Origin of the sequence: Nonomuraea sp. H19, from assembly GCF_052068215.1 — a bacterium.
GTDB lineage: Bacteria > Actinomycetota > Actinomycetes > Streptosporangiales > Streptosporangiaceae > Nonomuraea.
Genome location: NZ_JBQHCV010000031.1, coordinates 100759 through 113686, shown reverse-complemented (window position 1 = coordinate 113686; position 12928 = coordinate 100759). Strand labels below are relative to the sequence as shown.

Annotated in this window: 12 protein-coding genes and 1 pseudogene; 7 read left to right on the top strand and 6 right to left on the bottom strand. The window is 70.5% G+C overall.

The window, feature by feature from the left end:
• Positions 1 to 63: pseudogene (locus ACTMTI_RS46720) on the bottom strand (IS200/IS605 family transposase); the annotation flags it as partial.
• A 227-nt stretch (positions 64 to 290) separates the two neighbouring features.
• Positions 291 to 1010, bottom strand: a complete 720-nt coding sequence (locus ACTMTI_RS46715) for a GNAT family N-acetyltransferase (RefSeq protein ID WP_441127310.1) — start codon at positions 1008 to 1010, stop codon at positions 291 to 293.
• Between the two features lie 246 nt (positions 1011 to 1256).
• Between ACTMTI_RS46715 and ACTMTI_RS46710 the strand changes: the two genes are divergently transcribed.
• Positions 1257 to 1994, top strand: a complete 738-nt coding sequence (locus ACTMTI_RS46710; RefSeq protein ID WP_441127309.1) for a YaaA family protein — start codon at positions 1257 to 1259, stop codon at positions 1992 to 1994.
• A 113-nt stretch (positions 1995 to 2107) separates the two neighbouring features.
• On the opposite strand, the gene ACTMTI_RS46705 is transcribed toward ACTMTI_RS46710, so the two are convergent.
• The 3 genes from ACTMTI_RS46705 to ACTMTI_RS46695 form a co-directional block, all read right to left on the bottom strand.
• Positions 2108 to 3766, bottom strand: a complete 1659-nt coding sequence (locus tag ACTMTI_RS46705) for an RNA polymerase sigma factor (RefSeq protein WP_441127308.1) — start codon at positions 3764 to 3766, stop codon at positions 2108 to 2110.
• Between the two features lie 242 nt (positions 3767 to 4008).
• Positions 4009 to 6102 (bottom strand): SpoIIE family protein phosphatase, encoded by a 2094-nt coding sequence (locus ACTMTI_RS46700; RefSeq protein ID WP_441127307.1) that lies wholly within the window; start codon positions 6100 to 6102, stop codon positions 4009 to 4011.
• A 217-nt stretch (positions 6103 to 6319) separates the two neighbouring features.
• On the bottom strand, positions 6320 to 6889 hold the full coding sequence (locus ACTMTI_RS46695) for an HhH-GPD-type base excision DNA repair protein (RefSeq protein ID WP_441127306.1): 570 nt from the start codon (positions 6887 to 6889) through the stop codon (positions 6320 to 6322).
• A 154-nt stretch (positions 6890 to 7043) separates the two neighbouring features.
• Between ACTMTI_RS46695 and ACTMTI_RS46690 the strand changes: the two genes are divergently transcribed.
• From ACTMTI_RS46690 to ACTMTI_RS46665, 6 genes are all read left to right on the top strand, one after another.
• A complete protein-coding gene (locus tag ACTMTI_RS46690; protein WP_441127305.1) occupies positions 7044 to 7268 on the top strand; it encodes a hypothetical protein in 225 nt (74 codons plus the stop codon).
• 153 nt (positions 7269 to 7421) lie between these two features.
• Positions 7422 to 8912, top strand: a complete 1491-nt coding sequence (locus ACTMTI_RS46685) for a hypothetical protein (protein WP_441127314.1) — start codon at positions 7422 to 7424, stop codon at positions 8910 to 8912.
• Between the two features lie 50 nt (positions 8913 to 8962).
• Positions 8963 to 9733, top strand: a complete 771-nt coding sequence (locus ACTMTI_RS46680) for a thioesterase family protein (RefSeq protein ID WP_441127304.1) — start codon at positions 8963 to 8965, stop codon at positions 9731 to 9733.
• A gap of 11 nt (positions 9734 to 9744) precedes the next feature.
• Complete coding sequence (locus tag ACTMTI_RS46675) at positions 9745 to 10500, top strand: LamB/YcsF family protein (protein ID WP_441127303.1); 756 nt, start codon at positions 9745 to 9747, stop codon at positions 10498 to 10500.
• 5 nt (positions 10501 to 10505) lie between these two features.
• On the top strand, positions 10506 to 11138 hold the full coding sequence (locus ACTMTI_RS46670) for a 5-oxoprolinase subunit B family protein (RefSeq protein ID WP_441127313.1): 633 nt from the start codon (positions 10506 to 10508) through the stop codon (positions 11136 to 11138).
• Complete coding sequence (locus ACTMTI_RS46665; RefSeq protein ID WP_441127302.1) at positions 11138 to 12022, top strand: biotin-dependent carboxyltransferase family protein; 885 nt, start codon at positions 11138 to 11140, stop codon at positions 12020 to 12022. Before ACTMTI_RS46670 ends, ACTMTI_RS46665 begins: the two co-directional genes overlap by 1 nt.
• Positions 12023 to 12052: 30 nt before the next feature.
• On the opposite strand, the gene ACTMTI_RS46660 is transcribed toward ACTMTI_RS46665, so the two are convergent.
• Positions 12053 to 12883, bottom strand: coding sequence for a PhzF family phenazine biosynthesis protein (locus ACTMTI_RS46660; protein WP_441127301.1), 831 nt, complete (start codon positions 12881 to 12883; stop codon positions 12053 to 12055).
• Positions 12884 to 12928 lie beyond the last annotated feature (45 nt).

The window sequence follows — 12928 nt, the reverse complement described above, 5'->3', positions numbered from 1 at the left end:
ATACTTGGGGCACCACACCACGTGGTAGCCCAAGTCGTAGGCCGCACCGGGGGAAGTACGCACCTGACGAGACACACGATCAGTATAACCATCGTGTTCTTATAACATCAGTGTTCGCCGGAACCCGCACGGTCCTGCGGCTCAAAGCACACTCAGGCACTGGAGCGCCTTCCCTGCCCGACATTCCCCGCTCCCTGAAAGGAGCGATCCCCTGCCTTCGACCTGATGGGCCGCCCTGGACGGCCCGTTCCCGCAGCCGGATCCACGAGACAACCCGCGAACATCGCCGGTCAACGCACCCGATAGTGATACCGGCCCACGACCTCGAACCCCTCGCTCTGATACAACGCCTGCGCAGCCTCGTTGGCCGCGGTGACGCACAAGTACGCGGACCCCACGCCCGCATGCCGCACCAGGGCCCGCAAGACCGCACGGGCCAGTCCCCGCCGGCGGGCCTCTGGACGTGTGGCCATGCAGTAGATCCCGAGCGTGTCCCCCTGCGGGACCGCCCGCCCGACGGCAAGCGCCACGCCGTCCTCCTCAACGGCGCCGTACCAGGCCGGCACGCCGGTGCAGATGCGCTCCGCGACCTCGTAACCATCCCCATACCGCCCGTCCACGGCCCACCACGTCTCCATCCACCCCGGCCACGGCCGCGCCTCGACCCTGACCCGGCCCACGCCGTCGCCGTCGCCGTCGCCGTCGCCGGCATGATCGGACGAGGCGACCATGACGACCGTCGGGTCGACCAGCTCATAGCCCCGCCGCTCCAGCTCCGCGTCCAGACCCGGCGCGGCCTTCGGCCCCATGGAGAAGACACAGCGCTGCCCATGCTCGCGATAGAACGCCTCAGCCGACTCGATGGCGCCGTCCAGGTCAGCGGGACGGTTCAAGGCGAGCACGGAGTTGGCCCGCTTGGTGACGCCTCCCGCGTAACGCAGCACCCAGCCATCGTGAACACGCCGCTCGCAGGCGGGCCAGGCCTCATGGAAAAGCAGATCGAAATCCATCCGCGAAAGCCTAGCCGACCTGCGCAAACGGCCACCGAGTAGGCGGAGCGGCCGGCCCAGGTGACGCCGTCACGGCGCTCGGCCACGCCCACCCGGTAAGCGTCACCCTGGACAGAGCCCGGCCCCGGTCGGTGGGTGGTGCCCACTTGGCACCGCCGTAAAGAAGAAAAAGGGGTGTCCTCGACGCGGAGCGTCGGGGCCACGTGCGGCGGGAAAGCCACTGGCCAGGGCCAATAGGGTGAGGGCGTGTTGATTTTGTTGCCGCCGTCCGAGGGGAAGGCCGCTGAAGGAGATGGCCCGCCTGTCGGAGAATTGTCCTTCTCCTCGCTCGACCGGGCCCGCAAACGGGTGATGACCGCGCTCATCCGGGCGTCCAAGCGCCGCGACGCCTTGGACGTGCTGGGCCTGACGCCCGGTCTGGCGGGCGAGACGGCCAAGAACGCGGCGATCAAGACCGCCCCCACGCTTCCCGCCGCCGGCCTCTACACCGGCGTCCTCTACGACAACCTCGGCCTGAGCACATTGGAGGACGAGGCCAGGAGCCGGGCGGAGGAGTCGGTGCTGATCTTCTCGGGCCTGTGGGGTGTGTTGCGGATCACGGACCGGATCCCGCCCTACCGGCTCTCGATGAGCGTCAACCTGCCGCCTCTCGGCGGGCTGGCCGCGTTCTGGCGTCCCCAGATCGCCAAGGAGCTGGACCGGCTCCCGGGGCTGGTGGTGGATCTCCGCTCGGCCACGTACGCGGCCGCCTGGCCGCCAGGGGCGCGTTCGGTGACGGTGCGGGTGTTCAGGGACGGCAAGGTCGTCAGCCACATGGCCAAGGCCACCCGGGGCGAGATCGCCCGAGCACTCCTGCGGCAGGACACCGCCCCGTCAACCGCGGACGAGCTGGCCAAGACCCTGGACGCCTTGGGCTACACCGTCAACCTGGAGTCCCCGTCTCGCGCAAACCGTCCCTGGACGCTAGACGTGCACGTCGCTTAGGAACATGCGCCGGCGCTGGACGTGCACGACGCCCTAGAAGGCCGGACACCCCCAAAACACCGAGCCCCGCACGGAACGAATTCCGTGCGGGGCTCGGCAGAAGAGCGGCAGACTCAGTCCAGGTAGTCCCGCAGCACCTGCGAGCGGGACGGGTGACGCAGCTTGGACATGGTCTTGGACTCGATCTGGCGAATGCGCTCCCGGGTCACCCCGTAAACCTTGCCGATCTCGTCCAGCGTCTTCGGCTGACCGTCGGTGAGCCCGAAGCGCATCGAGACGACGCCCGCCTCTCGCTCCGACAACGTGTCGAGAACGGAGTGCAGCTGCTCCTGCAGCAGCGTGAAGCTGACGGCGTCGGCCGGCACGATGGCCTCGGAGTCCTCGATGAGGTCACCGAACTCGCTGTCACCCTCCTCGCCCAGCGGCGTGTGGAGGGAGATGGGCTCGCGCCCGTATTTCTGGACCTCGACGACCTTCTCGGGCGTCATGTCCAGCTCGCGGGCCAGCTCTTCCGGCGTGGGCTCGCGGCCCAGGTCCTGCAGCATCTGCCGCTGGACACGGGCCAGCTTGTTGATCACTTCGACCATGTGGACCGGGATGCGGATGGTCCGCGCCTGGTCGGCCATGGCACGCGTGATCGCCTGCCGGATCCACCACGTGGCGTAGGTGGAGAACTTGTAGCCCTTGGTGTAGTCGAACTTCTCGACAGCCCTGATCAGGCCCAGGTTGCCTTCCTGGATCAGGTCGAGGAACAGCATGCCGCGGCCGGTGTAGCGCTTGGCCAGCGAGACCACGAGCCGGAGGTTGGCCTCCAGCAGGTGATTCTTCGCCCGGCGGCCGTCCTCGGCGATCCATTCCAGCTCGGCCCTGACGTCGACCGGCAGCCCTTCGGCCTCGGGCGCGCCCAGCTGCTCCTCGGCGAACAGGCCCGCCTCGATGCGCTTGGCCAGCTCGACCTCCTGCTCGGCATTGAGCAGGGGGACCTTGCCGATCTGCTTGAGGTAGTCCTTGACCGGGTCGGCGGTGGCGCCGGCGGCGGCGACCTGCGCGACCGGGGCGTCATCGTCGTCGTCGGACAGGATGAGGACCTCGTCCTCGGTCTTGTCCGCCACCACGACCTCGGAGGGCTTGGGCTCCTCCTCGGAGTCGTCATCGGTGTCGGAGTCACCCTCGGACTCGGAGTCGGCCTCGGCGACGATCACCTCGTCGTCGACGTCGATGTCCTCGAGGTCCTCCAGCACGACGTCGCCGTCGAGCTCGATGTCCTCGTCGTCGTCCGTATCGGCCCGCGGGGCCTCGGGTGCCTTCGGCTTGGTCTCTGCAGGCCCAGCGTTCTTCGGCTCGGCCTTCTTGGCGGCGGCCGGAGCCGCGGCCTTCTTGGCCGCCGGGGCGGCCTTCTTGGCAGGGGCCGCCTTCTTGGCGGCCGGCTCGGCTTCAGCTGCGCCCACGACCGCGGTCACGGTCTCGGGCTGCTGCTCTTTGGCGGCCGCCGCCGTCTTGGTCTTGACGGGGGCGGCAGTGCGGCGCTTTGCTGGACGAGACTTCTTCGGCGCAGCCGAATCCGCGGCGGTCACCACCACGGTCACGCCCTCTTTGCTGAGGTTCCGCAAGAACGCGGCGGCGTGCGACATGGGGATGTCCGCCTCCTCGAAGGCCTGACGGACATCCTCAGACTCGAGGAAACCCTGCGAGCGCCCACGCTCGAGCAGTCGCTGAATGACGGGCTCGTTCAGCTCTTGTGGCTTCGAGCGAGTCGAACTTGCAGGCGACACGAACACCTCTCGAACGAACGCGTGGCGACAATGGACCCAAAAACCCGCTGGGGGGCTGTTGCCTCTCTCGGAGATCGGTGAGGCCGTGCGGACCGCGACGGACCTGCACAGCATTGTGGCACGACCCCGCACTCCATACGGCCACCTCCCGGCGGTTGACCTCCACCCTAGGCCGACCGAGACAGTAGTGCGTACGTAAGCGCGCCACCGATACCCGAAAGCAACCGTTATGACTGTTTCATTCAGTCACTCTTCGTAGCTGGCGGAACGTGAATAGCGAGCGCGGTAACGTCATCATCCTGTTCATATCCAGACAGCATCCGGTCAACCAAGAAGTCCAGCAACATGTGCGGACTGCTCACGACCTCAGGCGGCGCTTCGTTCACGACATTGCAAATCTCGGCGAGTCCGGCATCCAGCCCGCGCTTCCGGTTTTCGACGAGTCCGTCGGAGTAGAGCACGGCGGTATGGCCGGGCGGCACCACGAACCGGAACTGCCTGCGGCTGGTCGGCCAGCCTAGCGGAGTCCCCGGCTGTGCGTCACACAGGATCGCCGTGCCCTGAGGCGAGACCAGCACGGGTGGCGGGTGGCCGGCCAGGGCCAGCGTGCCCTCACCGGTGACGGGCTCGACGACCATGTAGGCCAGGGTCGTGACCTGCTCTTCCTCTTCGGTGGCCTCGAAGACCCGGTCCAGCCCGGTGAGCACGGCCGCGGGCGGCGGGTTGGTCAGCGCCAGCGCCCGCATGGCGTTGCGGATGCGGCCCATGCCCGCCGCGGCCTTGACGCCCTTGCCCATGACGTCGCCGACGACGGCCGCGACCCGCCCGTCCTGCAGCACGAACGCGTCGTACCAGTCGCCGCCGACCTGCACGTGGCGGCTGCCCGAACGGAAGCGCTGGGCCAGCACCAGCCCCTTGACCACGGGCAGGCGGTCGGGCAGCAGGCTGCGCTGCAGCGTCTCGGCGGTGCGGTGCTCACGCTCGAACAGCGTGGCCCGCTCGACCGCCAGCGCGCACTGGCCGGCCAGCGCTTCCAGGAAGACGCCGTCCTCCTGGGAGATCTTCTGCGGCCTGGTGAAGGAGAACCGGAGCGCGCCCAGCGCCCGCCCTGCGGCCAGCAGCGGCAGCCCCACCCAGGCCCGTTCGTCGCTGTTGGCGAGGTAGTTGGCCAGGACCTCCTCGTCGCCGCCCGCGTCGAGCAGCTGCGCCTTCAGGCTCTCCGGCGACTCGGCGAACACGGGCCTGCGGCTGTTGACGGCCATGGTCATCACGCTGGAGCTGGACAGCGGGATCTCCTCGCCGAAGGCGCCGGACGCCTCGGGGATGCCCTCGCCGTTGATCAGCTTGAGCGCCGCGCGATCGGTGTCGAGCAGCGCCACCGCCGAGCGGTCCGCGGCCAGGGCGGTGCGGCCCACGTCGATGATGACCTGCACCACCTGCTCGACCGTCAGAGCCTCGGCCAGTATGGCGGTGGCGCCCTGCAGCCTGGCGGTGCGCAGAGCGGCGGCGCCGAGCTGGTCGGTCAGCCTGCCGCGCATCTCCTCGGCCTCGCGCTGCGGGGTCACGTCGGTGTTGGCGCCGACCCACTCGACCACCCTGCCGTGCCTGATGATCGGCACGGCCCGCACCTCGAAGTGGCGGTAGCCGCTGGCCCGGGTGCGCACCCGGTAGTTCCACTCGAACATGGTCCGCCCGCGCAGCGCCTCCCGCCAGGCCTCCTCGGTCTGCTGGCGCTCATCGGGGTGGACGACCTCCAGCCAGCCGCTGGCCAGGTATTCCTCCAGGCCCTGCCCGGTGATGGCGCGCCACTGCGGGGCGTCCTCGACCACGGCGCCGGTCGGCGAGGTGATCCAGACGAGCTGCGACTGCGCCTCGACGAGCGAACGGTAGCGCTCCTCGCTGCGGCGCAGCGCCTCCTCGGTCTGGCGGCTCTCGGTCACGTCGAGCCCGACCAGCGCGATCGCCCGCAGCTCCCCGGAGTCGTCGTGGATCGGCGAGAACGACAGCGACCAGTGCCTGGTGTCGCCCTCAGGAGACCGCACGCGCACGCGGCTCTCGGTGACCGGCGCGTCGGTCTCCGAGACGGCCTGGACGGCGTGGGTCATCATCTGGCTCAGATCGGGGGCGAGCACCTCGACGGGCTGCCTGCCGATCATGCGGTCCGCGGGCACGCCGACGACGTCGCAGAACACGTCGTTGACCCGCTGGAGGCGGCCATCGCCGTCGAAGAACGCGAAGGCGAACTCGGCCTCCGACAGCATGCCCTGGAAGAGGGCGGAGTCTGAGATGTCCACATCCGACTCCCGGGGACGGGGAACGGAGGTCTCGGCGCTCATGGTCGGCACCTCCGTCGCGTGCCAGGGTCTCCCACGCGGCACATCTCCATAACTGTGTATCGTCGTAGCGCAGCTCCGGGCGACCGGATCCTGCAGTACATCATCGGCGATGGGCATGTGCGGACGGAAGCCCCTGCCGCCGCCCTGTCGCCTCTAAGGTCAACGCATCCTGTCAAAATCGCTCCACGTCGCGCAGCAAGATCAGGTTATAGCGCAGCTATTGAGCCTTCGCCGCGCGCTTGGCCTCCTGCTTGGCGGCACGCACCCGGACCAGGCTTTCGGCGTCGACCACGTCGGCGACCGACCGGTGTGACCCCTCCTCACCGTAGGGTCCCGCTGCCTCACGCCAGCCTGAAGGCTGGGCCCCCAACTGTTTCCCCAGCAATGCCAAAAAAATCTGGGCCTTCTGCTTGCCGTATCCCGGAAGGGCCATGAGTCGTTTCAACACCTCTTTGCCGTCCGCGGCCTCTGCCCAGATCTTTTCGGGCCGCCCGTCGTAGTGCTCGACGAGGTAGGCCGCGAGCTGCTGGACCCTTGCCGCCATAGACTTGGGGTAGCGGTGCACGGCCGGCTTCTCGGCGAGCAGCGCGGCGAACGCCTCAGGATCATACGAGGCGATCTCCTCCGCGGTCAGGTCATGGCCGAGCCGCTGCGAGATGGTGTAAGGCCCCGTGAACGCCCATTCCAGGGGGATCTGCTGGTCGAGCAGCATGCCGACGAGCAGGGCGAGCGGGCTGCGGCCGAGGAGCTCGTCTGCCTCGCTCCGCTGGGCGAGCTGGATGCGCATGGAGACAGCTTCGCATGAATGGGCACCGGGTGAAGTGAACACAGTCGCCGTGGAGGCTTGACACGAGCCGGAGAAAAGGTGAAATGAGAGCGCAAGTCGCCCTGCAGACATTCCTAGGGGTTTGCCCCTCGGTCTCCAGAGGAATCTGACATCTATGCTCGCTCTGGCCACACGGTTCCTGCGGGAGCCGGTCAGTCTCAGGCTGGCCGAAGAGTTCCTGACTGTACCCGTGGACACGATCGACCGCTGCGTGGCCGACGTGTGCGCGTGTGCACAGCATCTGGGCATCTCAGCGACGCCCGAGATCGTGGAACGCATCGCACGCGAGCGCCTGCTCGCGATCGTGAATTCCGCGCCGCCGCCGCGAAATCCCCGCTGAGCCGGGGTCTCCGCGGCGAAATCACCGATAACATCGGGGTTACCAGGCCCAGTTCTCGCACCGTTTGCGCCTGGAATACGAGAGAGTGAGGGTGTGCGCCGACACCGACGAGATCCCCGGGAGAGCACCCCGCCAGACGACGTGTTCAAGGAGATGGTGCAGGCGGCTCGCGAGCTGCTGGCCGTACGCAGCCCTCTCGACGCGGAGCTGATGGTCTCCGACATGATCGGCGCCTGGTGGGGCAGGCGGGTCAGGGGCGGCGACGTGGAGCAGGTGCTCGGGGAGGGGCTGGTCGACTACGCCGCCAAGGCCGGCACCCCGGCATCGCTCACGTTGCTGATCTGCCTGGCCTATCTCGGCACGGCCCGCCAGGGCGCCAAGGCCGAGGGCGCGGCGCTGGCGATGATGGAGTCGGGGGTGGCCAGGCCCGGATGGGCCGACAAGGTCGGCGCCGTCAAGCCCACCGGCTGCTACGTCTCCCGGGACGCCTACGGCGACCAGGACACGGTGATCTGCACCTTCGACTACCGCTGGAACGAGACATCCCAGCCGCGGGAGCGGCACGCGCTGGTCATGGTCGTCGACTACAACATGACCGGCATGGCGCGCGACGCCTGGGTGTCCTCGCAGGTCGACAAGCTGCTGGAGCAGGCCAGGGCCGAGGCGGCGGGCAACCCGATGCTGCTGTTCGAGGAGATCCAGCCCGAGCAGGCCAGAGCGCTGCTGGACTCGGCCATGAAGGCCACCATGGAGCCGAAGACGCCGCCCCCGGTGAGCGACAGCTACAGCGCCTACCACGCCTTCGCCCGTGCCCGCCTCAAGGCGTTGCCGCCGGGCCGCAAGCGTCCCGCCCCGCTGCACATCGAGGCCCCCTACAGCCGCGAGCGGCGGGCCATGCTGGCGGCGGAGTTCCTGGCGTCGGACGCGGCCGAGCACCTGTCGGATCCGTCGGCGGCCTCGCGGTGCGCCGATCACATCATCGACTACGGCTGCGAGCAGGACTTCAACCGGCCGATGCGGGTCAGCCCGACCAAGTGCGAGACGTTCCTGCTCGACTGGCTGCCGCGCAAGGTGATGCTGAGCGTGGCCGAGCAGGAGGCGATGCCGCACGTGCTGTCGGCGTGGGTGCGCTTCGCCGCCCGGCGCACGGGGCTGCCCGAGCAGGGGCTCAAGGCGACGCTGGACGCGGTGTGGGAGGCCACGGGCAAGTTCCCCGAGGCCTACCGGGATCCGACGTCGTTCGGCCTGGACCGGCCGCTGCTGGAGCGGCTGCTGCCGGACGGCGACCTGTCGGCGCTGGCCAGGAGGGTCTTCGCCTTCCCCTACCTGCAGGGCACGCACAACGGCATCGAGCTGGACCGGCTCAACCCGGCCGACGAGGCCGACCGGCGTACGCTGCTCGAGATCGACCACGGCGGCGCGATCGACCAGGAGCACCTGGCCTGGCACGAGGAGATCGCCACCCGGCTGTGGGAGGGCGACCCGCCGCAGCTGTGGGAGGCCGCGCAGCGGCTGCTCGACCTCGGCCACGACCGGCACGACGTGCTGCACGTGCTGATCGAGATCGCCGAGCGGATCGGCGGCGACCCGGACGAGCTGGCCGCGGCCCTGGACGACATCGCCGACATCCCCGACGAGATCTAGCCTCACGCGCGCGCCCCGCCAGAACGCGGCCCACCCTAGAATTTAGTTCTATGTCGATGTACGCCCGCCTGGCCGAGGGCCGCTATCTGGCGTCGGAGCACACGCAGGGTCCCTGGGATCCGGGGACCCAGCACATGGGTCCGGTCACCGCGCTGATCGTCCACGAGCTGGCCAGGACCGCCCCGCGGCCGGGGCTGGAGCTGTCCAGGCTCGCGGTGGACGTGTTCGCGCCGGTGCCGGTGGCCGAGCTGGAGATCGAGACCGACGTGACCCGCGACGGCAAGCGGGTGCAGTGCCTGTCGGCGAGCGTCACCTCCGGCGGCCGCGAATACGCCAGGGCGAGCGCCTGGCGCATCCGCGAGGCCGGCACGCCCGCCACTCCCGTCCCGGGGCCGCCCGCCCCCGTCCCGCGGCGTACGGAGGAGCACGCGAGCTCGTGGCTGGGCTCCGGATTCGGGTACGGCAAGGCGCTCGACTGGCGTTTCGTCACCGGCGGACCCATGGAGATCGGCCCGGCCACGGTGTGGGGCAGGCTGACGATCCCCTTGGTCGAAGGCGAGGAGATGACCCCGCTCGAGCGGGTGGCGGTGTTCGCCGACAGCGGCAACGGCGTCAGCTTCGCCGTCGACTTCGCCACGCACGTGTTCGTGAACGTGGACCTGACGATCTCGCTGTTCCGCGCCCCCGAGGGCGAGTGGGTCTGCATGGACGCCGCCACCGTCATCGGCCCGTCCGGCAGGGGCCTGACCCGCTCCACCCTGTACGACGAGAAGGGCGAGGTCGGCACGGCGACGCAGACGCTGTTCGTCGCGCCGAGATAACCTCTACAGCCATGGTGATCGACCTCAACGCGGACCTGGGTGAGGGCTTCGGCATCTGGCGTCTCGGCGACGACCTGGCGCTGCTCGACATCGTCACGAGCGCCAACGTGGCCTGCGGGTTCCACGCGGGCGACCCCGTGACGATCAGGCGCACGTGCGCCGCGGCCGTCGACCGGGGCGTGGCGATCGGCGCGCAGGTGTCCTACCGCGACCTGGCGCACTTCGGGCGCCGGGAGATGGAGGCCGAGCCGGAGGAGCTGTGCGCCGAGGTCCTCTACCAGCTCGCGGCCGTGGACGGGATCGCCAGGGCGATGGGCGGCCGGGTCTCCTACGTCAAGCCGCACGGCGCGCTCTACAACCGGATCTGCCGCGACGAGGTCCAGGCGGCGGCGGTGATCGACGCGGTGGCCGACTACGACCCCTCGCTGCCGGTGCTCACGCTGCCGGGCTCCGTCGTGCACCGGGTGGCGGCGGCCGAGGGCGTGCCGACGGTGAGCGAGGCGTTCGCGGACCGGGCCTATACGCCCGCCGGGACGCTCCTCTCGCGCCGGGAGCCCGGCGCCGTGATCCATGACGTGGCGGTGGTGACCGCCCGTGCCCGCCAGATGGCCGTCGAAGGCTCTGTGACGGCCGTGGACGGCAGTTCCGTCCCCGTTTCCGCCCGTTCCATCTGCGTCCACGGAGACACGCCTGACGCCGTCCGGCTGGCGCAGGGGGTGCGGGACGCGTTGCTGGCGGCCGGAGTGGTCCTGCAGGCGTTCACGTGATCCGGATGGCCGGGGAGCACGGGCTGCTCGTGGAGACGGGCTCGCTGGCGCTGTCCCACCGGCTGGACGCGGTGCTGCGGGAGGACTGGCCCGCGGGGGTCGAGGAGATCGTGCCGGGGCCCGAGACCGTTCTCGTGGTGGCCCCTGGAGCGGACCGGGCGCGGCTGCGGGCGCGGCTGGCGGAGATCGTCGCCAGGGAGCGGGGCGGGGACGGCGCCCGCGAGCCGGCCGAGGACGCGGTCGTGACGATTCCCGTGGTCTATGACGGCGCGGATCTCGATTCCGTGGCGGCACTGGCGGGGATCCCGGCGGACGAGGTGATCGCCCGGCACACCGGGCGGGAGCTGGTGGTGGGCTGGCTGGGGTTCGCGCCGGGGTTCGCCTATCTCACCGGGCTCGATCCGGTGCTGGAGACCCCCAGGCTGGACACGCCGCGCACGTCGGTGCCCGCAGGATCGGTGGCGATCGCGGGACCGTACTCGGCGGTTTATCCGACGGCCTCGCCGGGCGGGTGGCGGCTGCTCGGGCGCACGTCGGTGCGGGTGTGGGACGTGGCCGCCGACCCGCCGTCACTGTTCCGTCCCGGCATGCGCGTGCGGTTCGAGCCCGCCGGACGGAGTGAGGCCATGGACACGTGATGATCGAGGTGCTCGCGCCCGGCCCGTACGCCACCGTCCAGGACCTGGGGCGGCCGGGCTACGCCCACCTGGGGGTGCCCCGCTCGGGCGCGGCGGACGCCGGGAGCCTGCGGCTGGCCAACCGGCTCGTGGGCAACGCCGAAGGGCTGGCGGGGATCGAGCTGACCTTCGGCCTGGCGCGGCTGCGGTTCCTGAACGCGGCGTGGGCGGCGCTGGCGGGCGCGCCACTGGCGGCGAAGGCCGTCACACCCCCGGAGGCCGGCGCGACTCCGCAGGCGCGGCCCGGGATGGGGATGCCGTTCTGGGTGCCCGCGGGGACGGAGCTGCGGTTCGGCGCGCCCTCCCGAGGGCTGCGCACCTATCTGGCCGTGCGCGGCGGGATCGCGGTCGAGCCGGTGCTCGGCAGCCGGTCCACCGACTCGCTGTCCGGGCTGGGGCCCGAGCCGCTGCGCGCGGGCACGCTGCTGCCCGTCGGCCCGCCCGAGGGCGTCATCTCGGTGGACCTCGCGCCCCTGCCCGAGCCTGGGCCGGCCGTGCTGCGGGTGCTGCCGGGACCGCGCGACGACTGGTTCGTACCGGACGCGCTGGCGACGCTGTGCGCGGGGCCGTACGAGGTGAGCCAGGACAGCAACCGCGTGGGCGTCCGGCTGCGGGGCCGTGAGCTGACGCGGGCCAAGGAGGGCGAGCTCCCGAGCGAGGGCATGGTCGAAGGGGCGATCCAGGTGCCGCCGAGCGGCCAGCCGATCGTCTTCCTGGCCGATCATCCGCCCACCGGGGGCTACCCGGTCATCGCCGTGGTGCGCACCGCCGACCTGCCCGCCGCCGCCCAGCTCCGCCCGGGCGACCAGGTGCGCTTCCTCACCCATCGACGCGCTGGGGCCTGAGCCGGGCCGCGCGTGCGGCCGGATGACGGCTCAGAGTTCGGCCTGGCCGGTGACGCAGGTGACGACCGAGCCGCCCACCCAGACGTTCTCCTCGGCGTCGGTGGAGATGTGGATCCGTCCCGCGCGCCCCATCGCCGTGCCCTGGCTCGCCACGTAGGGGGCCGTGGCCCGGCCTGTGCGCAGCAGCCACTGGGCCAGGGAGGCGTTCAGGCTGCCCGTCACGGGGTCCTCCACGGTGGCGCCTTGGCGGGGGAGGAACGCCCGCACCTCGAAGGCGTACGGCGCCCCGGCCGGGTACGGCCCCGCCACGCCGATCTGGTGCGGCACCGCGCCGGGCCGCAGCGCGAGCACCGACTCCGCGTCCGCGAGCAGCACCGCCACCCAGCCGGGACCGTTGTCCGCCCATTGGGCGTCCACGATGTCGCCGCGCTCGATCCCGAACCCGGCGGCGACCTGCTCCACGAGCGGCTCGTCCACCGGCCCGGACCGCACCAGCGGCGGCGCCTGGAACGCCAGCCCTTCATCGGTCCTGCGCACGCGTACCAGTCCGGCGCCGCACTCCTGGACGATCTCGCCGTCCCGGCGCGGCGCTCCCCCGGCCTCCAGCCAGGCGTGGCACGAGCCGAGCGTCGGGTGCCCGGCGAAGGGCAACTCGGTCTCCGTCGTGAAGATCCGCACCCGGTAGTCGGCCTCCGCCGTGGCCGGCGGCAGCAGGAAGGTGGTCTCGGCCAGGTTCGTCCACGTGGCGAACCGCTGCATCTCCTCCGTGCTCAGCCCTTCGCCGTCGAGCACGACGGCGAGGGCGTTGCCGTGGTACGGCGTGGCGGTGAAGACATCGACTTGGGCAAAGGCGCGCAACATGTATCGGAGTCTCCCAGACAGGTCTTTCCCTGGTGACATACCGCC